Source organism: Leucobacter tardus (genome assembly GCF_017583045.1).
GTDB lineage: Bacteria > Actinomycetota > Actinomycetes > Actinomycetales > Microbacteriaceae > Leucobacter > Leucobacter tardus.
Genome location: NZ_JAGFBF010000001.1, coordinates 845,978 through 868,810 on the forward strand (window position 1 = coordinate 845,978; position 22,833 = coordinate 868,810).

Below are 22,833 nucleotides of genomic sequence, written 5' to 3' on the forward strand. Positions count from 1 at the left end.
GCGTCGCTACCACGCTCGACTCGTGGGTACCGACGCCGCCATCGTCTTCGCGGTGTCCGCGGTCGGAGCCGCAGTGGTCGTCCTCACCGGAGGCAGCGCCGCCTCCGCGGCTCAGGCCGGTGTGCTCGGGGCGGTCTGGTTCGCGATGCTGGCGGCACTGCGGACGCGGGATCCAGGCATCATGGGCGCCGGCGTCGCAGAGTATCGCGGCGTCATGCACGCCAGCGGACTCGCGCTCGGGGTCTTCGCGCTCATCGGCAGCCTCGTCGACTGGATCGACCTTCGCCTGCTGCTCATCGTCGTCGCACCGCTCGGCACCCTCGGCGTGCTGCTCGGGCGCTGGCTGTGGCGCAAGTGGCTGCGCCGGCAACGCATCCGCGGCCGCTTCCTGAGTCGCACGCTCGTGGTCGGTACCGAGGACGACGTCCGCTACGTGCTCGGGGCGTTGCGCGAGGGCGGCGAGAACGCGATCTTCGTGGTCGGGCTCAGTCTGTTCGCCGCCGATGAGCGCGGGACCGCGCTCGTGGATGGCGCGAACGCTGCGCCCGCACGTCGCACCCTGGCCGTCGGCGAGAACGACTACCCGGTCTTCGGAGCCCCCGAGGCCGTCGCCGACACGGCGACACGCATCGGCGCCGACAAGATCATCATCGCGAGCCTGCCGGCGAACTCCCCGAACTACGTGAAGGCGCTCAGCTGGCAGTTGGAGGGCACGGCCTCCGAGCTCGTGCTCTCGCATCGGGTGACCGACGTCGTGGGTCCGCGCATCTCGTTCCGCCCCATCGACGGGCTGCCCCTCCTGCAGATCAAGATCCCCCGGTACGAGGGCGGGCAGCATCTGCTGAAGCGGGCGCTGGACATCGTGGTGGCGCTCGTCGCGCTCGGAATGATCGCGCTCATCACTCCGGTGGTGGCTCTCGGCATCAAACTCGACTCCCGAGGTCCGGTGCTCTTCTGGCAGGACCGCGTGGGGCGCGATGGTCGGCGCTTCCGAATGCTGAAGTTCCGCACCATGCACGTCGACGCCGAGGCTCAGCGAGCCGCGCTGCTCGCGCAGAATGAGGGGTCCGGTCCGCTGTTCAAGCTTCGCGAGGATCCGCGCGTCACCCGCGTCGGGCGGACGCTGCGCCGCCTGTCACTGGACGAACTGCCGCAGTTCTGGAACGTGCTCACCGGTGCCATGAGCGTCGTCGGTCCGCGTCCGCCGTTGCCCGACGAGGTCACGAGTTACGACGGCACCGTGTACCGCCGTCTGTTCATCAAACCGGGGATCACCGGTCTCTGGCAGGTGAGCGGGCGCAGCGACCTGACCTGGGAGCAGAGCGTGCGCCTCGATCTCAGCTACGTCGAGAACTGGTCGCTCATGCAGGATCTGCAGATCATGTGGCGCACCGCCCAGGTGATGTTCCGACCGAAGGGAGCGTACTGATGTCCCGCTCCGCTCGCATCGGCGTTCCCGTTCGCACGGGTTCCGTCGATCCCCACCCCCATCTTCCGATCGTCGGTGCACCGGCGACCGGGTTCCCGACCGGCCTCACCGGGGCGGCAGTCGCAGGGGCGCTTCCCCTCGCCTCCGCGCTGTTTCTCGCGTTCGCTGTCCCCGCACGTCGACTGCGGTCCCACAGCACCGGTGAGGCCTTCTCCGTACCGCACCCGCACGATCGCTCGCATCACGGGGGTGAGCGGTGATGGGCCCGCGCGGCATGCAGCGCATCGGGTATGCCGCCGGGGCGTTCGATCTCTTCCACATCGGGCACCTCAACCTGCTGCGGCACGCCAAGCAGCAGTGCGACGTGCTCGTCGCCGGTGTGGTCAGCGATGAGATGCTGCGGCTCGTGAAAGGAATCGAACCGTTCATCCCGACCCACGAGCGTGCCGAGATCGTGCGTCACATCAGCTTCGTCGACGAGGTCTTCGTCGAAGACGCACCCGACAAGATCGACGCCTGGCGGCAGGTCGGGTTCACGCACTTCTTCAAGGGCGACGACTGGCGGGGCACGGAGAAAGGGGTGAGGCTCGAGCGCGAGTTCGCGACGGTCGGTGTCGAGGTCGTCTACTTCCCGTACACCGCCCACACGTCGAGTTCGGCGCTGCGCCGAGCCCTCATCGCGGTGGCGGGGGAGCAGGCGTCGTGACCGGGGTCCCGTGGACTCAGTGGCCGTGACCGAGGGGGCCGACGATCTCGGCGCGGTGAGTGACGTGATCGAGCCGTTCCGGTCCCCCTGACAGTGCGCGCTCGAGCACTTCGGCCGCGGCGTGACCGTACGCGCGCGGGCGCAGGTCGGCACTGACGAGATCGGCGACGCCCGACTCCGCGCGCAGATCGCCTGCGAGGGTCGCCATGCGCAACGTGCGCGAGTCGTCAGCAGGGGTGTCGCGATCCGCGAGGGCGAGTGCCCGTGCCGCGAGTCCCTGCGCCACCCACACCACCGCATCGTGGTCACCGTCGGAGGCCACCGCGCCCACGAGCTCCTGCAGTCGGGCGTCGGACGGCTCGACCGCGCAGTCCAGCACGAGCGGCGCGACCGCATGCGTCGCGCACCAGTCGGCGTAGCCGCTCAGCACCTGTGCACCCCAGAGCGGTGCACGCGCGGGATCGATGGCGACGAGTGCGGGGCGTCCGGATCCGGACCGCTGCAAGCGGTCGAGCACCCGCTGCGTGAGCGCGTGATGGTCGACGGCGATGGATCCGGCGAGACCCTCTGCACCCGCGCCCGTGTAGGGTCCGACGCTGACCCACGGTAGTTTCGCCGACGTGGCGAGCACCGCGAAGGGATCGTCTCTCACCGGGTCGAGCACTAAGAGCCCGTCGACCGGAAGCTCGCGCGACGAGCGATGCGGGTCGCCGGTGAAGAGCACGAGATCGCGGCCGGCCTCCGCAGCGAAATCGGCGACGCCGAACGCGAACTCCATGTAGAACGCGAGGCTCTGCAGGTCGGTCGGCACGCGGAGTCCGATCGCGCCGTGCTCGCCGCCCCGCAGTCGCTGTGCCGCACGGTTGGTGACGTATCCGAGCCGGTCGGCTTCGGCGAGCACGCGTTCGCGTGTGGTGGCCGAGACTCTTCCGGTGCCGCTCAGGGCGGCGGACACTGCGGTCTTCGAGATGCCGAGCGAGGCAGCGATGTCGAGGATCGTGATCGGCGGCCGGGGCATGCAGCCAGTGTATGGGCATTCGGGCTTGAGCCCTTGACGGGGTCGTCTGCGCGACCTACAGTGTTGCAGGAACGTTCCCGCACCGGGTGTTCCCACGAGACGAAGGAGTCGCCATGTCCGCAACCTCTGCCCCTGCCTCGGGGCTCGCCTCGCTCACCGGAAAGGTCGTGCTGGGCTTCTTCGGCACCTGGGTACTGGCGCTCATGGCCGCGAATCTCGTCCCGGTGATCATCGCCGCCCTGGTCCAGGATCTCGGCCTCGACATCGCCCAGGCCGGTGCCGTGGCGAGCGGCATGACGATCGCCTCGGCCGCGACGATGCTCGTCACCACACGATTCGTCGCCGGCGTCGACCGTCCGCGTCTCGGGCGCATCGGCCTCGTCGCCATGATCATCGGCTACGGTCTCGCGGCGGTCGTGCTGACGACGCCCGTCGTGCTCGGCGGGCTGATCCTCGGCGGGGTGGGGACCGGCATCATGATCGCCACCGGTACCGCCGCGGCATCCTCCACGCGCAATCCCGACGGAACCGTCGCCACCATCACGATCATCAACAGGCTCGCCGCGACCGCGCTCCTCGCCATCGCGCCACTCTTCCACAACGACCTCCGCACCGTGCTCTTCGTAGTGGCCGGCCTCGGTGTCGTCGGACTGCTGCTCGCGGGCGGACTGCCCAACCTTCCCGAGGAGCAGCGGCTCGCCGCGCACGACCGGTCCGTGCCGGTCGCCGCGCTCACCGGGGTCGCGATCCTGCTCGCGCTGTCGACCGGATTCTGGTCGCTGACGGAGGACATGGTGTACTCGATGACGAGCGTGCTCGCCGAGCGCAGCGGCACCTCGCCCGAGCTCGCCGGAACCCTCCTGGCAGGCAAGGTCTTCGGCGGGCTGATCGGTGCGGTCCTGGCTCCGGTCGCGCTGAAGTTCATCGGTCGCAGCTGGTCGCTGCTGATCATCGTCGTCATCAGCACGGCGACGAAGTTCGCGATGATCATGTCCGCCTCGGTGGCGGTGTACGCGACATCGATCCTCATCTGGGGAGTCATGTACGGGGCGGTGCTCGTACTCATCACCGGCCTCGCCGCGGTCATGGACGTCACCGGCCGCACCGGAGTGCTCGTGTTCGGCGTCTACCTCGGCGGGGTGGCTCTCGGTCCGCTCGTCGGCGGTCAGCTCGTCGGCCTCCTCACCCCGCTCCAGTACGCACTGGTCGTCACCGTGCCGAGCGTGATCTTCGGCGCATCGATCTTCATCATCGCCCGGAGCCGGCGCAAGTTCGAGTCGGGCAACACCACGGCGATCGACCTCGGGGCCGAACCGGCCGCGACTCGCTGACCCCGACGCCGACGATAAGGAGAGACCGTGCACACCACCCCGGAACACACCGCTACACCCGATCGCATCGTGCTCGCGTCGCGCGTGCACACGATGGAGCCCGCCCCGGCGTCCGACGGCCCGGCGAACCCCGTCACCGCGATCGCCCTCTCCGGCGACCGCGTGCTCGCGACGGGAACGCACGACGAGATGCTGGGCCTCCGCGGGCCGGGCACCGTCATCGATGACTTCGCCGGCACCGTGTACCCCGGCTTCACCGACAGTCACACGCACGTGATCCTCGGGCTCGAACTCACACGCGGACTCCACCTGACCGACCTCGATCTCGACACCGTGCGCGCTCGGGTCGCGGCGGCCGCTGCCGAGCTCCCGGACGGAGCGTGGATCCACGGCTGGGGCGCCGACCCGAACATCTTCACCGGTTCGGGCTTCACCGGTCGCATCTTCGACGATGTCGCGGGCGACCACCCGCTCTTCATCCGCATGCGCGACGCGCACTCGGCGGTGGTCAACTCGACGACGATCGATCTGCTCGGTCTGACCGGGCGCGAGACGTTCCCCGATGAGTCGCGCATCGGCGTCGACGACCAGGGGGTGCCGACGGGCTATGTGCTCGAGCTCGCCGCGATCGACCTCGTGCTCAGTCAGGCGCCTCCCGAGACGATCGCGCAGCAGGCGGATCGTGTCTGGGCGGTGCTCACCGGAATGGCCGCGAGCGGCATCGCGAGCACGCACGTGCTCGACTTCCACCGCGGGTCGCGCGAGATTCTGGAGCTGGCCGAAGAGCGCGGGGACCTGCCGGTGCGGCTGCGCTTCTCGCCGATCGTGCCGGCCGGCGCCTCGGAAGCGCAGCTCAGGGAGTTCGCAGAGCTCCAAGGTCTACGGGGTCGCCGCTGGCGCGTCGAGGGCGTGAAGTTCATGATCGACGGCACGGTGGACAACGGTTCGGCCTGGCTCGCCGAGCCCGACTGCTTCGGACAGGGCCTCCGGTCGCTCTGGACCGATCCGGAGGCGTACCGCGCCGCGTTGCGGTATTTCGCCGAGCGCGGGGTGCCGACGGCGACCCACGCGATCGGAGACCGCGGCGTCGACTTCGTGCTCGATGCCCTGGAATCCCTCGGCGATCTCCGGGCGAACGCCGCGCACCGCATCGAGCACATCGAGACGATCCCCGATGAGACGGTCCAGCGTTTCGCCGCGCTCGGGGTCGCCGCGAGCATGCAGCCGATCCACGGCACGCACCACACCCGCGCCGACCGCTCCGACAACTGGTCGGTGCGACTCGGAGACACCCGTGCCGCACGCGGGTGGCGCTGCGCGGACATCCGCCGTTCAGGCGCGGTGCTGGCCCTCGGCAGCGATTGGCCGGTGACCCCCTACGATCCGCGCGCGATGCTCGCCGACACCATCCTCCGGTATCCGGTGGAGCGCCCGGGGACGCCCCCCGTCCAACCCGAGCAGGCGCTGACGCGGCGCGAGGCGCTCGAGGGATACACCGTCCACGCAGCCGCCGCCTCGGGTCTGCTCGACGACGAAGGCACGCTCGCGCCGGGCAAGCGCGCGAATCTCACGGTGCTCGACGCCGACCTGCTCGACACGCCTCCCGAGCGCTTCCCCGAGGTCGGCGTCCTCGCCACGTTCGTCGACGGGGTCCCGGCTCACGTCAATCGCTGAGCACCGTCGTCGACGCCTGCGACGACCTGCGCTCGCTCCAGGACCCCAGGAGGGCGGTCAGGGAGCTCCCGAGCCACCAGCGGTAGCGCGCATGATCCCAACCGACCTGATCGGTGAAGAACAGGTGGGCCTCGGGGCCGACGATCAGGCTGAGCTCCGCCGCCGCGGTCTCGAGCGCCTCGGGTGTCTCCGCGACGAGGAGTCCTCGGGCGACCGTCCACTCGGCGGCGATGCGCATGTCGCTCCAGCGTCGTCTCCAGAGATCCTCGACCGCCGCAGCGGCGGCACGATCGATTTCGGCGGCTGAATGCATGGCGCGTGAGAGTGCCGCGCTGCGGCGATTCGCCTCGGCGATGTAGTCGAGGTATCGGCTCAGGGCCTCATCCGTCGAAGGCAGGCTCATGAAGTCTCTGACCTCGTCGCGCTCACCGAGGCTCTGCGCCCACTCGTTCCCCGTGAACGCCGTCTCGAATGCGGCGATGAGCAGCGAGGCCTTCGCGCCCGCGAGCCGCACGGACTGGACGGAGACCTCCGCTTCGCGGGCGATGTCGCGCATGGTCGTGCCGTTGTAGCCGGCGCGCGCGAAGAGGGTTCCGGCGGCCTCGACGATCCGTCTGCGGGTGCGTGCCGCCTCCGCCTCGCGCAGCGGTGACGAGTAGGTGCGCGGCATGACGCTCGCCTTTCTGCCGGATGTGCACCGGCGCTTCTCCGGGGCCCTCAAATATGGTTGGATCAAGTATCTACCCAATTGACCGCCCGGGGAGGGTGTGATGTCGACATTCCTGCTGGCCGCGACACCGATCCGCGGGCACTTCGGCCCGATCCTCGAGATTGCAGTGTATCTGCATGGGCGGGGCCACGACGTGACGCTGCTCTCGGGCAGGCGCTATCGCGATACCGTCGAAGGGCGCGGGGTGCGCTTCGTTCCGCTGCGCGGCGTCGCAGACTTCGACGATCGCGACGCCGACAGCTACATCCCCGACCGTCTCCGCTACCGGGGCATCCGTCGAGCGCAGTACGAGATTCGCACGATCTTCTTCGAGACGGTCCCCGATCAGTACGCCGCGCTCTCCGAGCAGATCGCCGCAGTGCGGCCCGACGCGGTGCTCGTCGACAACACCTTCGCCGGAGCACTTCCCTTCACCCGGGCGGCGCGGTTCGACCAGTCGGCAGATGCCACCCACCCGGTGATCGCCGGGCTCGGGGTGATGCCGCTGAGTCAAAGCGACGACGGCCTCGCGCCGCACGGCATGGGTCTGCCTCCGGCGCGCACCGCGCTCGATCGTCTGCGCTACCGCCTCTTCGCGGTCGCGGCCAAACACGCCGTCTTCCGCAGCGTGCAGCGCGCGGCGGCGCGCGTACTGGCGCAGACGGGCATGCGACTCGATCAGTCGGCGATGGACCTCGCTCGCCTCTTCGACGTCTTCTTCCAGTCGGGGCCGCGGGGTCTCGACTACCCTCGGCCCGAGCTGTCGCGTAACGTGCGGTACGCCGGCGTGCTCCCGCAGGCGCCGGCGGCAGCCGATCTCCCCGACTGGTGGGACGATCTGGATGGCAGGCGGGTGGTGCACGTCACCCAGGGCACCATCGACAACGACGACTTCGGTCGGCTCGTCCGACCGACGATCGATGCGCTCGCCGATACCGACCTCCTCGTGGTGGTCTCGGCGGGAGGGAACGCGCTCTCGCAGATCGGCCCGTTGCCCGCGAACGCCCGCGCCGCGACGTACCTGCCCTACGACCTGCTGCTGCCCCGAACCGATGTTATGGTGACGAACGGCGGATTCGGCGGGGTGCTCGCTGCCGTCTCGCACGGCGTACCGCTGGTCGTCGCCGGGGTGACCGAGGACAAGCCGGAGGTCGCGGCGCGCGTCGCCTGGTCGGGTGCGGGCATCGATCTGCGGGACGGGTCGCCCGACGCCGTCACCGTGCGGGACGCCGTGACGCGCGTGCTCGACGACCCGTCGTACCGGGACGCCGCGCGCCGACTCGCCGAGGAGTGCGCGAGCCGGGACGCACTGGAGCAGATCGAGCACGAACTGCAGGTGCGGGTCGCCGCGCGCGCGTAGGGTCGCGCACCCCCGGCCCGCCGGCGGGGCTCACGCGTCGCGGAGTGCGAGCCGACTGAACGGTCCGTGCCGGTCGAGCAGGTCGCCCGCCACCCCTGATTCGACGAGCGCGCCGCGGTCGATGACGGACACGCGTCCGTCCGCGGCCACCTCGTCCGCGCGGTGCGTGATCTCGATCACGGTCGGTCCGGCGGCGGTCCCGCCGTCGTCGAGCCGGAAGCGCTCGGCGATCCGCGAACGGACCGACCGCGCGGTGTCGGCGTCGAGCTGACTGAGCGCCTCGTCCAGGATCAGGATGCGCGGCTCGGAGACGAGCGCGCGGGCGAGTGCCACGCGCTGCAGCTGCCCGCCCGAGAGCGTGGTGCCGCGTTCGCCGACCTCGGTGTCGAGCCCTTCGGGGAGCGAGTCGGCGCCGAGGCACACGTCGTGCAGTGCGGCTTCGAGCGCGGCGTCGGTCGCGTCGGGCCGGGCGAGGCGCAGATTCGAGGCGAGCGAACCGGGGAAGAGGGTCGGGCGCTGATCGACGAGGGCGACGGTCCGGCGCAGGGCATCGAGCGAGAGCTCGGGAACCGGTACGCCGGCGACGCTGATCTCACCGGCGTCCGGATCCCACGACCGGGTCAGCAGTGCGGCCACGGTGGACTTGCCGCTTCCCGAGACACCGACGATCGCGTGCCACTCACCGGCCGCGAACCTGGTCGAGATATCGGCGAGCGCCGATGAACCGGTGCCGGGGTAGGCGAACGAGACACCGGCGAACTCGATCTCGGGCCCTCCGCTCCCCGGCACCTCGAGGGCGCCGGTATCGGCGACGGCCGGTGGTGCCTCGATGACGCTGCGCACCCGGTCGCAGGCGGCGAAGGCGGCGTCGAGTCCGGTCGCGAAGTCGTCGGTTCCCGCGTTCTTGAACCACAGGCCGAAGAGCACCGCGACGGCCAGGACGATGTCTGCGACGGGGCGGCCGCTGAGCAGCAGCAGCACGAGGCACGCTGCGCGGAGCGCCTGCTCGATCGCGATCCGGGCTCCGACGACGCGTGCGAGTCCGCGCTGCGCGGCGGCGAGCGACGCATCTGCATCGCCCAGCGAGGCGAGGCGCGAGCGCTCGGCCTCGAACGCGAGGACCTCGCGCACGCCCTGCACGTCGTCCGCGACGTGGGTGGCGACCCGGCCGCGGTCCGCCGCGATCCCTCGTGATGCGCGCCAGGTCGCCCCCGCGCTCACGAAGGGGAGGAGCAGAGCCAGAGCCAGGAAGACGGCGATGATGCCGGCGAGGAGCGGGTCACCGGAGACGCCGAGCCAGACGAGGGTGATCGCCGGTACCGCGACCGAGGCGATCACCGGCGGGAAGGTGTGTGCGAAGAACACCTCGATGCGGTCGATGTCGCGGGTGGCGCGCTCCGTCAGCTCGGCCGAGGCGCGGCCCGAGGTCGCCGCAGGCGCCTGCGGCACGAGGCGCTCGAAGAACAGGACACGCAACCGCTGCAGAGCCGTGAACGCGACCCAGTGGCCGGTGAACTGCTCGAGATAGCGCAGGGCGGCTTTGACCGCTGCGAGCGCGACGACGATGAGCGCCAGCGTCATGAGCGACACCGGCACGCCCGATGCGACGTCGAGCAGTGCCTGGGCTGCGACGACGAGGATCGCCACGTTCAGCAGGTTGCCGACGATGCGAGCGATCGCCGACGCTCCGAGCATGGGCAGCAGGCTGCGAGTATGGCTGAAGAGCCACGCGGTCAGGGTGCGACGGCTGGTGACGGGTGCGGTGGTGCTCATCGTGCGGCTCCCGGTGCGTCGAGGCGCTCGACGCGGTCTGCGGCCAGGATCGCTCCGGGCCGGTGCGCGATCATGAGGACGGTGCGTCCGCGGGCGAGACGGCCGAGCGCCTCGAGGAACGCCGCTTCTCCGGCGAGATCCACCTGCGATGTCGGTTCGTCGAGGATCAGCACCGAAGCGTCTCGCAGGATCGCGCGGGCGATGGCGAGGCGCTGGCTCTGTCCGCCCGACAGGCTGCGGCCCTCCTCGCCGACGGGGGTGTCGAGCCCCCGGTCCGATCCGCGGATCTCGGCGTCGAGGCCCGCTGCCGCGAGCGCATCCCAGAGCTCCGCGTCCGTCGCCTCCGGGTGGGCGACGCGCAGGTTCTCGGCGATCGTGCCGTGGAAGAGGAACGTGCGCTGCTCCACGACCGAGAGGCGCGCGCGGATCGCGTGCGCCGGTGTGGTGCGGGTGTCCGCACCTTGGAGCGTGACGCGTCCGGAGGCAGGAATGAGGTGCGCCTGCACGAGCGCCGAGACCGTGGACTTGCCCGCGCCGCTCGGGCCGGCCAGCGCGACGTGCTCGCCCTCGGCGATGCGGAGGGAGAAGTCGCGGAGCACCTTCTGGTCGGCGACCCAGCCCGCGGTGACCCCGTCGAGGGAGATCGCGGCATCGGGCCCCGAAGCGTCCGCCATCCCGGTGCCCGTCACGCCGGTGTTCGTCGCCTCGATGCCCGGCTGCACCGCGCTCGCCGCGGCCGGGCGCCGGCTTCCGCCCGAGAGCTGCCGGCTGATGGCCTGCTCGGCGGCGCGCCCGCCGATGCCGATGTAGAAGAACTGGCCGACGAGGTCGGCCGGTGCGATGACGAGGAGCGCGATGAGGATCGCCGAGAGGCCGGCGCCGAGCGACAGGGTGCCGGCGTCGACGCGGGCGACCGCGGCGAGCGTCGCGACGAGCAGCACCGTGAGGGTGATCGCCGCGTCGATGACGAGAATCAGCACCTGATTGACGGCGAGCACGCGCATGAGCGCGCGTCGCAGACGCTCGCCCCGGGTGGCGAGCTCGATGCCGGCACGATCCGCCGCTCGCGCGGTCACGAGCGTCGAGAGTCCCTGGATCGAGCGCAGGAACTCGGCGGTGAGCCTCGCCTGCGTGCGGCGCTGCTCGGCGCCCGATGCCCGCACGGTGCGGCGGGCGACCACCACGATGCCGGGCACGAGCGCGGCGCCGAGGGCCAGCAGCAGGGCGATGAGGGGGTCGATCGCGATCGCCGCGATGATGAGCACGGGCAGCGGCGTGGACAGGGCTCCGATCGTCGGCCCGAGAAAGGCGCCGCGGTAGCGTGCCGCCCGCTCGGTCGAACCGGTCGCGAGCGCCAGCAGCGCCCCCGACCGCGACTGGGCCGAGACGAGCCCGCCCCGGAAGACGGAGTCGATGACGCGCGCCCGCAGGTATCCCTCGGCCTGTGCCTGCGCGCGAGCGGTGATGATCTTCTCGGTCGCGGAGATCGCGGCGGCGACCGCGGCGAGTGCCGCCATCGCGAGCACCGCGGGCGCGGGCTCGTCTCCCGACCTCAGCGCATCGACAGCGCGTCCGATGGTGACGAGCACGCCGCCGAGGGCCGCGGCGCGCATCCACGCGAGCGCGATCGCGAGCACCTGCGCGGGCCGCGAAACGGCGCCGCGCACCTCAGGATGCGTCGGGGCGGACGGGCCACCCGCGCCGGGGTGGCCGGAGTGCGCAGTCGGATGGGAGCGTGCGGGGCGCTGGGACACGCTGAAAGTGTATGCGTCCGGCACGCGGGTGCGCATCTCGGCGCCGCCCGCGTCGCAGCGGTGACGGGGCGGGTCAGCGGCGCGCGTCGGCGCGCAATCGCGCGGGAACCAAGTACCCGAGCACCGCGGCGACGACGCCGAACGCGCCGGCGAGCACCCAGGGAACCCCGGCGTCGAGCATGGCGGCCACCGCCGCCGCGACGAAGAGCAGTTCGATGAACGCCTGGCCGAAGCGATCGGTGCGCAGCACGGGGCGCGGCGACAGGAACAAAGCCCAGACCACGATCGAGAGGGCGAGCAGACCGATCCCGGTCAGCACTCCTGGGAAGGGGAGCGGCCAGGCCACGAACCCCCACAACCCGATGCAGCCGACCGCGATGACGTGGCCGACGGCGCGCAGCAGCTGCAGAGCAGCGGTCGCACGACTGTGCGGTGCGGTGGCGGGGGCGTGCGTGTCAGCGGGGGTACTCATCGCCCTCCAGTCTACCGCCGTCGCGCGCACCGACCGGCCGCCCGCACTCAGTCGACGAGGTCGCGCAGGTCGCCGAGTGGAATCGGATGCGCGATGGGGCGACGCGCGTTCTGCCGCAGCGAAGTGGACGGGCCCGCGGGGTCGGGGTCCGACCCCGCAGCGGAAAGGCAGGCGACGGCGGCGCCGCAGACGCGACCCTGGCACCACCCCATGCCCGCTCGGGTGACGCCCTTCTGCGTACGGGTGTCGGCCGCCTGCATATCGTCGCGGGCCGAGGCGATCGCACCGGCCGTCACCTCTTCGCATCGGCACACGACGGTGTCCTCGTGCACGCGCGATTCCCAGCCGCGCGGGATCGGGTGCGCGCGGTGCATGGCCGCGGCGAAGGCGCGCTGCCTCCGGATGATGCGCGCCTCGCGAGGTGCGGGTACACCACCTGGATCCGGATCCGTTCCGGAGGTCGCGGCCAGCGCCGCGGCGCGACCCGCGACCGCACCCTCGACGACGGCGAGTGCCGCGCCGCCGACGCCCGTCAGCTCGCCCGCCAGATACAGGCCGGGAACGGTCGATCGCTGACCGGCGTCGACCTCGGCGACGAGAGATCCGTCGACGTCCACGCGGGTCTCCGCACCGAGTGCGACGGGCAGTTCCAGCTGCGGGGTGAACCCCCAGCCGAGTCCGATCGCGTCGACGTTCGGGACGAGTCGCGCGCTGCCAGGCACGATCGATCCGTCACGGCGCAGGCGCGCGGTACGGACGGATTCGACGGCGGTGTCGCCGAGGATCTCCGTGACGACGGTGCGGGTGCGGTACGGGATCCGGTGCCGCAGGAAGGTCCACGCGTACTCGGCGCCTTCGATCCCTTTTTCGGGGACCGCGAGCGCGCGGTGGGCGCGCGGCACCCATCCCGTGAGATCGGCGGACTCGCACACCGCGGCGACGTGGCCGCCGGCGGCGACGATGTTGGCGGCGACCGGCAGGAGGAACGGGCCCGTGCCGGCAATGACGAAGCGCGAACCGGGAAGGCTGCCGTTCTGCTTGATGAACGCCTGAACGCCCCCGGCCGCCATCACTCCGGGCAGTTCCCAGCCCGGAACGGGGAGCTGCCGGTCGTATCCTCCGGTCGCGAGCACGAGCGTCGAAGCGTGGATCACACGAGGCTCGGACGTCGTGCCGAAGCTCGCGGAGAGCCGCAGGGTGAACCCCTCCGGCCCGCGCTGCACCATCCAGACGCTGGTGCGCGGCAGGTACTCGATCCGCCCCGCGGCCACAGCCGAGTCGAATCGGCGCCGCAGGTCGAGATACGTCTGCCAGCCGTGGTGCAGCGACCCGTCGTCCGCGACGCCCGCGGCTTCGGATCGGTGCCGCCAGAACTGGCCGCCGGGCTGCTCGGCCGCGTCGATTACGGCGACCCGCACTCCGCGCTCGGCTGCGCTCGCCGCCGCCGCGAGACCGGCGGGTCCGGCGCCGACGATCGCAACGTCCACACGCGGTGCCCGACCCGTGGGGCGAGGCTGGGGTGATGCGACGCGCTCGATCGGGGCGCTCATGCGGCGTCCGTCGGGTCGGCATCGTTGCCCGTGCCGGCCCACTCCGTCCGCGGGCCCGAGGCGGAGCGCACGTCCATGCCCTCGGCGAGCGGGATCATGCACGCGCGCTGACCCGACTCCCCGTCGATCTCGACGAGGCAGTCGAAGCACACGCCGATGCCGCAGAAGAGTCCGCGGGGGCGTCCGTCGCGCGTCGTGCGCCAGGATCGGGTTCCGGTCGCGATCAGCGCCGCAGCGACGCTCGTGCCGGCCTCCGCCTCGAGCGGTGCGCCGTCGAATGTGGCGTGCACGCGGTCCGCCATGCGGTCGCTGCGTCGTCGCTCGCTCATGCGCTCGCCTCCTCGTGCTCGTTCGTGGTCCACGCTGCACCGTCACCGAATCGCTCCGGTCGGAACGGGTCGAGGGGCAGTTCGGGATCGTCCCCGACGAGTGCCTGCGCGAGCAGCTTCCCCGTCCCCGCCGCGAGGCCGATGCCCGCGCCCTCGTGGCCGCAGGCGTGCCAGAGCCCCGGAGCGCGGGGATCCGGTCCGATCACCGGCAGGTGGTCGGGGCAGTAGGGGCGGAAGCCGTGGTAGTGCCGCATGATGCGGGTCCGCTCGAGGAACGGGAAGAGGTCGATCGCGTGGGCCGCGATGGTGCGCAGCGCTTCGGTGCTGACGGTGCCGTCGAATCCCACGCGCTCCCGGCTCGAGCCGATGAGGATCGTTCCCGCCGGGGTGCCCTCGACGACGGGGCTCGCCTGCAGGCCGGCATCGGCGCTGCCGACGTTGTCGATGTACTCGGCGGCGTAGACCTTGTGGAAGACGCGTGGCGGCAGTGGTTCCGTCACCATCACGAAGCCTCGGCGGGGCAGTATGGGGACCGCGACGTCGGCGAGCGCCGCGACCTCGCCGGCCCAACTGCCCGCAGCGTTGACGACCTGTGCAGCAGTGAAGTCGCCGCTCGGGGTTCTGGCACCGATCACCCGGTCGCCGTCGCGCAGCAGCGCGGTCACGGGAGCGCGCGTGACGAGGGTCGCACCCGCGGCGCGGGCGAGTCGCAGCATCTCGGCCGCCGCGAGGATCGGCTGCACCTGACTGTCCTCGGGGTAGTGGGCGGCACCGAGGGCCGCATCGGTGACGTGGGGCTCGAGTTTGCGCAGGTCGTCCGAGGAGAGTGCGCTGGCAGTGATGCCGAAGCTCCGTTGCGCCGTCGTCACTCGTTCCAGAGAGGCGAGACTGCTCTCGCGGGAGGCGACGATGATGCCGCCTTTGCGCTCGAACTCCCACAGATGACCGAACTCGGCGAGCTCCCCCGTCCACACGCTGAGCGAGTACTGCATGAGCTCGAGCTCGGGACCCAGCTCTTTATCCGAGACGAGGATGTTCCCCTCGCACCGCGATGTCGTGCCGCTCACCGGCAGGTCGCGCTCGAGCACCGTCACCGAGAGCCCGGCCCTCGCCGCGAAGAACGCGGTGGCGCACCCGGTGATCCCGGCGCCGATGACGATGACGTCGGAGATTCGGGTCACGTCGCCTCTCCTTGCGGGGTGTCTGCGGGTGCCGATGCCTCTGCCGTTCGCTGCTCACCCGTCGCCCACAGTGAGCGTGCGTGGCCGATGTGGCTGCGCATCAACGCTTCGGCACCGGCGCCGTCGCCGTCGCGGAGCAGGCGGACGAGCTCGTGGTGCTCGTGAGCCGACGCGGTGAGCCGTCCCTCATGGGCGAGCGCGGTGATGCCGTAGAGGCGGGTGCGCGAGCGAAGCGAGGTGGCGAGGTCGGTCAGCTGCCGGTTTCCGGCGAACGAGAGGACCCGCTCGTGGAAGGCCCGATCGTTGCGCAGGTACTCGACGAGGTCCTCGCCCGCGGCGCCCGCGGCGCATCGGTCGGCGAGCTCGATGAGCTCGTCGAAGGCCTCATCGGGGATCCGGCCGACGATGTCGCGCATCGTCGGCGGCTCGAGCAGCTGCCGGATCTCGGCGAGGTCGTCGAGATCCTTCTCGCTCATCTGCGTGACCCGGAAGCCCTTGTTCTTCACCGTCTCCACGAGTCCCTCGCGGGCGAGATCCATCATGGCCTCGCGCACGGGCGTGGCCGAGACGCCGAGCTGCTGCCCCAGCGTGGGGGCCGACACGAGCACGCCCTCGGCGAGCTCGCCGGTGATGATGGCGGTGCGCAACTGGTCGAGCACGGTCTCGCGCAGGTTCATCGGACGCTTGAGCTGACTGAGCGTGGACACGGAATTCCTCCTGGGTTCTGCGGCGCTACCGGGTGGGCGTGCCCTCGGTGAACACGACCGTCGCGCATACCAGATCCTCCCACGACATGCCGACGCCGGTGTAGACGGCGGGACGCCCCGGCCGACGCGCGACGGCGCCGGTCGCGAGGTCGCGCAGGTTCGGGGGCGGGCTCGCGACCCAGTCGTCGGCGGTGTACGCGGTGGCGAGATTGCCGTTCTCGCGTTCGGCGGATGCGCGGCCCTCGACCACGATGTCGGCGCGGCTGATGAGGGCGTCATCGAGTTCGCGAAGGTCGCGCCCGTGCGTGCCGATGGCGGCGACGATTGCCGAGTCCCGCACGAGCGAGCCGTCGAAGAGCGGGCCGCTCGCCGTGGTGGCGCAGACGATGATGTCGGCGTTCCGCACCGCGGCTTCGGCATCGTGTCGGCGGTCGACGATGTCGATGCCCTCCGCTGCGAGGTCGCTGTGCAGGCGAGCGACGCGCTCGGCACCGCGTCCCACGACGCCGAACGTTGCGCGGGGGAAGACGCTGCGAGCGGCGATAATCGCGCCCCGCCCCTGGGTCCCCGCACCGAAGACCAGGATCCGCGGGTCCGGCGGCATCGCGGAACCCTCGGGTGCGAGCGCGGCGAGCTGCCGGATGGCGCTCACGGCGACCGCCGGGGTTCGGATCCCCGTGAGGCTCGCGCCCTCCATGACGGCTACCGGTGTCAGCGTGCGGGAGTCGAGCAGGATGTAGAGGCCCTGGATCTTCTCGAGACCGCGGGCGGGGTTCTGCGGCGCGACCGTGAGCGCTTTCAGGCCGCTGAAGCGATGGCCCTGCGCAGGCATGAGGAGGAACTCGCCGTCCGGCGCCGGACTGAAGAGACGCGGTCCGTCGAGCTCGGGGTCGACGTCTGCGCGGAGCGCCGCTTCGACGGCGTCCATCGCACGAGCGAATGTCAGCGTCTCACGGACGGCATCGGCATCGAAGTACGGCAGGGTCACAGCAGGAATCCTTCGGGGAACGGGTCGGTGGGGTCGAGAAAGTACTGCGCGGTGCCCGTGATCCAGGCACGGCCCGTCACGGTCGGGATCACCGCCGGACGTCCGGCGACCGTCGTCTCGGCGATGAGGCGGCCGATGAAGCGGGACCCGATGTACGACTCGTTGACGAAGTCGGTGTCGAGCGCGAGCTCGCCGCGGGCGTGCAGCTGCGCCATGCGCGCACTGGTGCCGGTGCCGCAGGGGGAGCGGTCGAACCAGCCCGGGTGGATCGCCATGGCGTGCCGTGATCGTTCGGCCGTCGACCCGGGGGCCTGCAGATACACGTGGTGGCAGTCGCGAATATCGGGTCGCTCGGGGTGCATCGGAGCGTCGGCGGCGTTGATCGCGTCCATGATCGCGAGGCCGGCCTCGAGGAGTTCGCCCTGGTTGGAGCGGTCCTCGCGCCACTCGACGCCGATCCCCTCGAGGTCGACGACGGCGTAGAAGTTGCCCCCGAACGCGAGGTCGTAGGCGACGGTCCCGAGACCCGGCACCTCGACGGAGGCGTCGAGCCGGTCGACGAACGAGGGGACGTTCGTGATGGTGACGTGCTCGGCCTTGCCGTCGTTCACGGCGACGTCGACGACGACGAGGCCGGCGGGCGTATCGAGGCGGATCGTGGTGACGGGCTCCGTCACCGTGACCATGCCGGTCTCGACGAGCACCGTCGCGACGCCGATGGTCCCGTGCCCGCACATCGGCAGGCACCCGGAGACCTCGATGTAGAGGACGCCCCAGTCCGCGTCCGGACGGGTCGGAGGCTGCAGGATCGCGCCGCTCATCGACGCGTGCCCGCGCGGCTCCGTCATGAGGAGCGTGCGGATGTGATCGGAGTGCTCCATGAACCAGGTGCGGCGCTCCGCCATGGAGTCGCCCGGCAGCACGCCGATGCCGCCGGTGATGACGCGGGTGGGCATGCCCTCCGTGTGTGAGTCGACCGCGTGGAAGACGCGAGTGGTGCGCATGATGCTCCTGTGTGCTCGGTGCCGAGGCGACGCGTGGGGCGCTGACGGATCCCCGCCCCACGCTACGCGGTTACTGGTCGTACCCCTTGGCGGCGGCGGCTTTCGTGTCGGCGACGATCCGGTCGGCGACGTCCTGCGGCAGGGGGAGGCGCGGCGGGCGGCACGGGCCGCCGTACAGGCCGAGCACATCCATCGAGAGCTTGATGGACTCGACGAACTCGGTCTTCGTGTCCCAGCGCAGCAGCGAGTGCAGGTCGCGGTAGATGGTCCGTGCGCGCTCGAGGTCGCGGACGTCGCCCGAAGTGGAGAGCTTGAAGAGCTCGACCGTGGCCTGCGGGATCGCGTTCGGGTAGCCGGCGACCCAGCCCACGGCACCGGCGATGCCGACCTCGAGCACGCTGTCGTCGGTGCCGATCAGGATGTCGATGCTCGGCGCGAGCTCCTGGATCTCGTAGATGCGACGGGGGTCGCCGGTGAACTCCTTGACCCCGACCATGTGGCCGGCGTCGTGGATCTCGGCGATGAGATCGGGGACGAGGTCGACCTTCGTGTCGATCGGGTTGTTGTAGCCCACGATCGGGAGCCCGGCCTGCGCCACGGTGGCGTAGTGGTGCTTCACCTGCTCGCGGCTGGCGCGGTAGGCGTTCGGGGGGAGCAGCATGACGCAGTCGGCGCCGGCCTCGGCGGCCTGCTCGGCCCACTGGAGCGACTGCAGAGCACCGTAGGCGCCGACGCCGGCCATGACCGAGAAGCCCTCGGGGGCGGCATCGACCGCGGTCGTGATGACGCGGGCGCGCTCCTCCTCGCTGAGGTTCTGGTACTCGCCGAGCGACCCGTTCGGGGCGATCCCGTCGCAGCCGTTGTCGGCAAGGAATTGGACGTGCTTGGCGAACTTGTCGTAGTTCACGGACAGATCCTCGTTGAAGGGGAGGGCTGAGGCGACGATGACGCCGTGCCAGGGCTTCTGCTCGGTCATGGGGTTCCTTTCACGGGGCGATGAGCTGGGAAGAGAGAAAATCTATATAAGGTGTGACATTGCACAGTGTATCAGGGTGCCGGGTCGGCGTGTCAGCGTTGACGCGCCGACCCGTGGCCTACCGTCGCGCGGCGTCGCCCCACGTCGTGGAGTCGCCGGCAGGAGATCGCCGTTGGGGCACGCCGAGCGGATTGTCGTCGTGCAGGGCCGCGGGGAGGAACGCCTCGGGGGCGTTCTGGTAGGCGACGGGACGGACGAACCGCTGAATCGCGGCACTCCCGACCGACGTGCTCGAGTCGTTCGTCGTCGCGGGCCAGGGGCCGCCGTGCTGCATCGCCGGGGTGACCGCGACACCTGTCGGCCAGCCGTTGAAGAGGACTCGGCCCACCTGTCGACTCAGTGCGCCGACGAGTGCGGCGAGCTCCGCCCGGTTGCCGGTCGATCCTGCGGCTTCCTCGGCGCTCAGGTGCACCGTTCCCGTGAGGTTCCCCGCGAAGAACTCAGGAAGGAGCGATGCGAGGTCGGTTCCTGCCGGCGTCTCCACGATGATTGTGAGCGGTCCGAACGCCTCCTCGATGAGCGCGTCGTGGTTCCGGCGGAAATCGTCGAGCGAGACGGCCACGACGGTCGCGGTGACCCATCCCTGCTCGTCATCGTCGAGTCGGACGCCGCCGTCGGCGATCACCCGCACGCCATCGGCCGCGAGGATCTCGTCGCGTCGTCGGGCGAAGCCCGACGCGATCCGCGGACCGAGCATGCGGTGCTCGGCGACATTCTCGGCCGCCGAGGCGATCGCAGCGTCGAGTCCGTGCCCCTCGGGGAGGAAGACGAATCCGGGCTTGGTGCAGAGCTGTCCGGCGGAACCCGACACGCTCGTAACGAGGCCTGAGGCGAGATCGTCAGCGCGCTCCGCGACGGCGGCCGTGGTGACGAAGACCGGGTTCACGCTGCCGAGCTCGCCGAAGAACGGGATCGGGGTCGGTCGCGCTGCCGCGATGTCTGCGAGGCGACGGCCCGCTGCGATGGATCCCGTGAACGCTCCGGCCATGATCCGCGGATCCTGCAGCACGGCGACGCCGTTCTCCTGGCCGTGGATGAGCCCGAACGTCCCCGCGGGCATGCCGGCGCCGCGGAGCGCGTCGCCGACGACCTGCGCCGTCGCGTCGGAGAGCTCCGGGTGGCCGGAGTGCGCCTTGACGATCACCGGGCATCCAGCGGCGAGCGCCGATGCGGTGTCGCCACCGGCGACGGAGAATGCGAACGGGAAGTTCGAGGCCGCGAAGTTCAGGATCGGGCCGAGGGGGAGGTGCATGCGCCGCACGTCGGGGCGCGCTCCGAGGGCGTACTCCGTGTCGGCCTCGTCGATGCGCGCGTCGACCTCGTCACCGGCGATGGCGGTGTCCGCGAACATGCGGAGCTGCACCGCGGTGCGCGTGAGTTCCCCGTTGAGGCGAGCCGTCGTCAGACCCGTTTCCGTGGTGCCGATTTCGACCAGTTCCGTACGGTGCTCCTCGAGCGCATCGGCGACTGCCACCAGGGCGGCTGCCCGGTCACGGGGATCGAGCGCGGCGACTGCCGGTGCTGCGTCGGCCGCTGCAGCGACGGTACGTTCGAGTTCGGGGGTGAGCGATTCCTGGGCCACGGGCACTCCGATCGTGTCGTCTCAATATGTGACATGCTACAGCGTAGTGCGGCGCGGAGCGCCGGTCAAGCGCACCACAGGGTGAGTGCATAGGCTGGGCGTGTGACCGCCAGCATCTACCTCACGTCAGCCGAAGGCCGATCCGGCAAGAGCGCGGTGGCGCTCGGGGTGCTCGATGCGCTGCTGCCCCACGCGCCGCGTGTCGGGGTGTTCCGCCCGCTCATCCGCTCCCGCGACCAGCGCGACCGGGTGCTCGAACTGCTCCTGGCCCACGCGGGCTCAGACATCGCGTACGACGCCTGCATCGGTGCCACCTACGAGGAGGCGCATCGGGATCCCGAAGCCGCGCTGTCCACGATCGTCGCCGCGTATCGCGCGTTGATCGCCCGGTGCGACGCGGTCGTCATCGTCGGGTCCGATTTCTCCGACGTCGCGGCACCCACCGAGCTCGCCTTCAACGCGCGCATCGCGGCGAACCTCGATGCCCCGGTGCTGCTGGTCATCGGCGGACGCCTGCACGACGAGCCGGAGGCGCTCGGCAAGTCGACGGCCCGCTCGGCCGCCGAGATCGCGCAGGTCGCGGAGCTCGGTATGAGCGAACTCCGCGCGGCGCACGTGACGCTCGCCGCCGTGGTCGTGAACCGCGCCGATCCAGACGGACTCGCCGAGATCATCGGGACCCTCGGCGCGACCGTGCCGGATGGTGCCCCGGTGTGGGCGATCCCCGAAGACGCCGTGCTCGTGGCGCCTCCCGTGAGCGCGATCATCGAGGCCGTCGACGGGCGCATCGTGCGGGCGAGCGACGACGAACTCCTCGCCCGTGAGGTCACCGACGTCGTGGTGGCCGGCATGTCCATGCCGAACGTGCTGCCCCGGCTCATCGAAGGCGCCGTCGTCGTGATCGCTGCCGACCGAGCCGAGACGCTCCTCGCCGTGACCGTCGCCCACGAGGCGCCGACGTTCCCGACGCTCGCAGCCGTCGTGCTGAACGGTGACTTCCCGCTCTCGCCCGACGTGGACCGCCTGCTCGACGGCATCGCCGCGTCCCTGCCGGTGATCCGCACCGCGCACGGCACGTTCGACACGGTGCAGCGCATCACCCGCTCGCGCGGGCTGCTGACCCGCGAATCGCCGCGGAAGTTCGACACCGCTCTCGCCCAGTTCCGCGCGCACGTCGACGTGGACGCACTGCGCGAGCGGCTCGCGGTGCACCGCAGCAGCACCCGGACCCCGACGATGTTCGCTTACGAACTGTTCGAACGAGCCGCGGCGGCCGATGCGCACATCGTGCTCCCCGAAGGCAGCGACGATCGGGTGCTCCGCGCGGCGAGCAGCGTGCTCGCCCGCGGCATCGTCCGCATCACCCTGCTCGGCGACGCGGGCGAGGTGCGCCAGCGCGGCGCCGAACTCGGTCTCGCGCTCGATGAGGCCGCCGTCGTGAACCCCGCCACCTCGCCGCTGCGCGAGCAGTTCGCCGAGGAGTACGCCCGCCTGCGCGCGCACCGCGGCGTCACCCCCGAAGCGGCCTGGGACATCGTCGCCGATGTGAGCTACTTCGGCACGATGATGGTCCACGCCGGTCTGGCGGACGGCATGGTCTCCGGGGCGGCGCACACCACGGCCCACACGATCCGGCCGAGCCTCGAGATCATCAAGACCCGGCCGGGCGTCGCGGTCGTCTCGAGCGTGTTCTTCATGGCGCTCGCCGACCGCGTGCTCGTCTACGGCGACTGCGCGGTCAATCCGGATCCCGACGCGGAGCAGCTCGCGGCGATCGCGATCTCCTCGGCCGAGACGGCGGAGCGCTTCGGCGTCGATCCGAGGGTCGCCATGCTCTCCTACTCGACCGGAGAGTCCGGATCGGGCGCCGACGTCGACAAGGTGCGCGAGGCTACCCGGATCGTCCGCGCATCGAAGCCCGATCTCCGCGTCGAGGGCCCGATCCAGTACGACGCAGCGAGCGATCCCGTCGCGGGGGCGGCCAAGCTCCCCGACTCCGATGTCGCCGGCCGCGCCACCGTGTTCGTCTTCCCCGACCTCAACACCGGCAACAACACGTACAAGGCGGTGCAGCGCTCGGCCGGGGCGGTCGCCATCGGCCCGGTGCTGCAGGGATTGAATCGTCCGGTCAATGACCTGTCCCGCGGCGCGACCGTCGAGGACATCGTCAACACGATCGCCATCACCGCCGCGCAGCGCGAGCGCACGGACTCGGAGGAACGAAAGTGAG

General features: G+C 71.0%; 20 protein-coding genes. 7 read left to right on the plus strand and 13 right to left on the minus strand.

Annotated features, from left to right (window positions below; all coding sequences use genetic code 11):
- Window positions 1-22: 22 nt before the first annotated feature.
- Genes J4H85_RS04080 through J4H85_RS04090 form a run of 3 tightly spaced genes read left to right on the plus strand, consistent with a single transcriptional unit; the run spans window position 23 to window position 2,135 of the window.
- Window positions 23-1,429, plus strand: a complete 1,407-nt coding sequence (locus tag J4H85_RS04080) for a sugar transferase (protein ID WP_307863389.1) — start codon at window positions 23-25, stop codon at window positions 1,427-1,429.
- The gene (locus J4H85_RS04085) at window positions 1,429-1,689 is read left to right on the plus strand and encodes a hypothetical protein (protein ID WP_208237053.1); all 261 of its coding nucleotides are present in this window, start codon (window positions 1,429-1,431) and stop codon (window positions 1,687-1,689) included. Before J4H85_RS04080 ends, J4H85_RS04085 begins: the two co-directional genes overlap by 1 nt.
- Before the next feature lie 14 nt (window positions 1,690-1,703).
- The gene (locus tag J4H85_RS04090; protein ID WP_208237378.1) at window positions 1,704-2,135 is read left to right on the plus strand and encodes an FAD synthase family protein; all 432 of its coding nucleotides are present in this window, start codon (window positions 1,704-1,706) and stop codon (window positions 2,133-2,135) included.
- Window positions 2,136-2,151: 16 nt separating this feature from the next.
- Here the strand turns inward: J4H85_RS04090 and J4H85_RS04095 are convergent, their stop codons facing one another.
- Window positions 2,152-3,153, minus strand: a complete 1,002-nt coding sequence (locus J4H85_RS04095; RefSeq protein ID WP_208237056.1) for a LacI family DNA-binding transcriptional regulator — start codon at window positions 3,151-3,153, stop codon at window positions 2,152-2,154.
- 113 nt (window positions 3,154-3,266) lie between these two features.
- Here J4H85_RS04095 and J4H85_RS04100 point away from each other — a divergent pair, with 113 nt between their 5' ends.
- Window positions 3,267-4,484 carry an MFS transporter gene (locus J4H85_RS04100; RefSeq protein ID WP_208237058.1) on the plus strand — a complete coding sequence of 406 codons (1,218 nt, stop codon included), beginning with the start codon at window positions 3,267-3,269 and terminating at the stop codon, window positions 4,482-4,484.
- Between the two features lie 27 nt (window positions 4,485-4,511).
- A complete protein-coding gene (locus J4H85_RS04105; RefSeq protein ID WP_307863391.1) occupies window positions 4,512-6,158 on the plus strand; it encodes an amidohydrolase in 1,647 nt (548 codons plus the stop codon).
- Here J4H85_RS04105 and J4H85_RS04110 read toward each other — a convergent pair.
- Complete coding sequence (locus tag J4H85_RS04110) at window positions 6,148-6,828, minus strand: TetR/AcrR family transcriptional regulator (RefSeq protein WP_208237059.1); 681 nt, start codon at window positions 6,826-6,828, stop codon at window positions 6,148-6,150. The genes J4H85_RS04105 and J4H85_RS04110 overlap by 11 nt on opposite strands.
- 100 nt (window positions 6,829-6,928) lie before the next feature.
- Between J4H85_RS04110 and J4H85_RS04115 the strand changes: the two genes are divergently transcribed.
- Entirely contained in the window at window positions 6,929-8,227 is a 1,299-nt protein-coding gene (locus J4H85_RS04115) for a glycosyltransferase (RefSeq protein ID WP_208237060.1), read from the plus strand.
- 30 nt (window positions 8,228-8,257) lie between these two features.
- Here J4H85_RS04115 and J4H85_RS04120 read toward each other — a convergent pair whose 3' ends face one another.
- The 11 genes from J4H85_RS04120 to J4H85_RS04170 all read right to left on the minus strand — a co-directional run bounded on the left by J4H85_RS04120 (window position 8,258) and on the right by J4H85_RS04170 (window position 20,603).
- Window positions 8,258-10,000, minus strand: a complete 1,743-nt coding sequence (locus tag J4H85_RS04120; protein WP_208237061.1) for an amino acid ABC transporter ATP-binding/permease protein — start codon at window positions 9,998-10,000, stop codon at window positions 8,258-8,260.
- On the minus strand, window positions 9,997-11,754 hold the full coding sequence (locus tag J4H85_RS04125) for an ATP-binding cassette domain-containing protein (protein ID WP_208237062.1): 1,758 nt from the start codon (window positions 11,752-11,754) through the stop codon (window positions 9,997-9,999). Before J4H85_RS04125 ends, J4H85_RS04120 begins: the two co-directional genes overlap by 4 nt.
- Before the next feature lie 73 nt (window positions 11,755-11,827).
- Window positions 11,828-12,226 (minus strand): YrdB family protein, encoded by a 399-nt coding sequence (locus J4H85_RS04130; protein ID WP_208237063.1) that lies wholly within the window; start codon window positions 12,224-12,226, stop codon window positions 11,828-11,830.
- Window positions 12,227-12,273: 47 nt separating this feature from the next.
- A complete protein-coding gene (locus J4H85_RS04135; protein ID WP_208237064.1) occupies window positions 12,274-13,776 on the minus strand; it encodes an FAD/NAD(P)-dependent oxidoreductase in 1,503 nt (500 codons plus the stop codon).
- Window positions 13,773-14,105 carry a (2Fe-2S)-binding protein gene (locus J4H85_RS04140; protein ID WP_307863392.1) on the minus strand — a complete coding sequence of 111 codons (333 nt, stop codon included), beginning with the start codon at window positions 14,103-14,105 and terminating at the stop codon, window positions 13,773-13,775. The genes J4H85_RS04135 and J4H85_RS04140 overlap by 4 nt, the downstream gene beginning before the upstream one ends.
- Window positions 14,102-15,286 carry an NAD(P)/FAD-dependent oxidoreductase gene (locus J4H85_RS04145; RefSeq protein ID WP_208237066.1) on the minus strand — a complete coding sequence of 395 codons (1,185 nt, stop codon included), beginning with the start codon at window positions 15,284-15,286 and terminating at the stop codon, window positions 14,102-14,104. Before J4H85_RS04145 ends, J4H85_RS04140 begins: the two co-directional genes overlap by 4 nt.
- Window positions 15,283-15,993, minus strand: a complete 711-nt coding sequence (locus J4H85_RS04150; RefSeq protein WP_307863393.1) for a GntR family transcriptional regulator — start codon at window positions 15,991-15,993, stop codon at window positions 15,283-15,285. The genes J4H85_RS04145 and J4H85_RS04150 overlap by 4 nt, the downstream gene beginning before the upstream one ends.
- A gap of 25 nt (window positions 15,994-16,018) precedes the next feature.
- Window positions 16,019-16,981 carry an ornithine cyclodeaminase family protein gene (locus J4H85_RS04155; RefSeq protein WP_208237068.1) on the minus strand — a complete coding sequence of 321 codons (963 nt, stop codon included), beginning with the start codon at window positions 16,979-16,981 and terminating at the stop codon, window positions 16,019-16,021.
- Entirely contained in the window at window positions 16,978-17,985 is a 1,008-nt protein-coding gene (locus J4H85_RS04160) for a proline racemase family protein (RefSeq protein ID WP_208237070.1), read from the minus strand. The genes J4H85_RS04155 and J4H85_RS04160 overlap by 4 nt, the downstream gene beginning before the upstream one ends.
- Before the next feature lie 70 nt (window positions 17,986-18,055).
- Window positions 18,056-18,961 carry a dihydrodipicolinate synthase family protein gene (locus tag J4H85_RS04165; RefSeq protein ID WP_208237072.1) on the minus strand — a complete coding sequence of 302 codons (906 nt, stop codon included), beginning with the start codon at window positions 18,959-18,961 and terminating at the stop codon, window positions 18,056-18,058.
- A gap of 118 nt (window positions 18,962-19,079) precedes the next feature.
- A complete protein-coding gene (locus J4H85_RS04170) occupies window positions 19,080-20,603 on the minus strand; it encodes an aldehyde dehydrogenase (NADP(+)) (RefSeq protein ID WP_208237074.1) in 1,524 nt (507 codons plus the stop codon).
- A gap of 102 nt (window positions 20,604-20,705) precedes the next feature.
- Between J4H85_RS04170 and pta the strand changes: the two genes are divergently transcribed.
- Window positions 20,706-22,832: a phosphate acetyltransferase gene (gene pta / locus J4H85_RS04175; protein ID WP_208237076.1), complete on the plus strand. Its 2,127-nt coding sequence runs from the start codon at window positions 20,706-20,708 to the stop codon at window positions 22,830-22,832.
- Window position 22,833 lies beyond the last annotated feature (1 nt).

Coding starts and splice junctions, on each gene's coding strand:
- J4H85_RS04090 (WP_208237378.1), top strand. CDS start 1,704: ATGCAGCGCATCGGGTATGCCGCCGGGGCGTTCGATCTCTTCCACATC.
- J4H85_RS04135 (WP_208237064.1), bottom strand. CDS start 13,776: ATGAGCGCCCCGATCGAGCGCGTCGCATCACCCCAGCCTCGCCCCACG.
- J4H85_RS04130 (WP_208237063.1), bottom strand. CDS start 12,226: ATGAGTACCCCCGCTGACACGCACGCCCCCGCCACCGCACCGCACAGT.
- J4H85_RS04115 (WP_208237060.1), top strand. CDS start 6,929: ATGTCGACATTCCTGCTGGCCGCGACACCGATCCGCGGGCACTTCGGC.
- J4H85_RS04160 (WP_208237070.1), bottom strand. CDS start 17,985: ATGCGCACCACTCGCGTCTTCCACGCGGTCGACTCACACACGGAGGGC.
- J4H85_RS04140 (WP_307863392.1), bottom strand. CDS start 14,105: ATGAGCGAGCGACGACGCAGCGACCGCATGGCGGACCGCGTGCACGCC.
- J4H85_RS04120 (WP_208237061.1), bottom strand. CDS start 10,000: ATGAGCACCACCGCACCCGTCACCAGCCGTCGCACCCTGACCGCGTGG.
- J4H85_RS04110 (WP_208237059.1), bottom strand. CDS start 6,828: ATGCCGCGCACCTACTCGTCACCGCTGCGCGAGGCGGAGGCGGCACGC.
- J4H85_RS04165 (WP_208237072.1), bottom strand. CDS start 18,961: ATGACCGAGCAGAAGCCCTGGCACGGCGTCATCGTCGCCTCAGCCCTC.
- J4H85_RS04095 (WP_208237056.1), bottom strand. CDS start 3,153: ATGCCCCGGCCGCCGATCACGATCCTCGACATCGCTGCCTCGCTCGGC.
- J4H85_RS04100 (WP_208237058.1), top strand. CDS start 3,267: ATGTCCGCAACCTCTGCCCCTGCCTCGGGGCTCGCCTCGCTCACCGGA.
- J4H85_RS04085 (WP_208237053.1), top strand. CDS start 1,429: ATGTCCCGCTCCGCTCGCATCGGCGTTCCCGTTCGCACGGGTTCCGTC.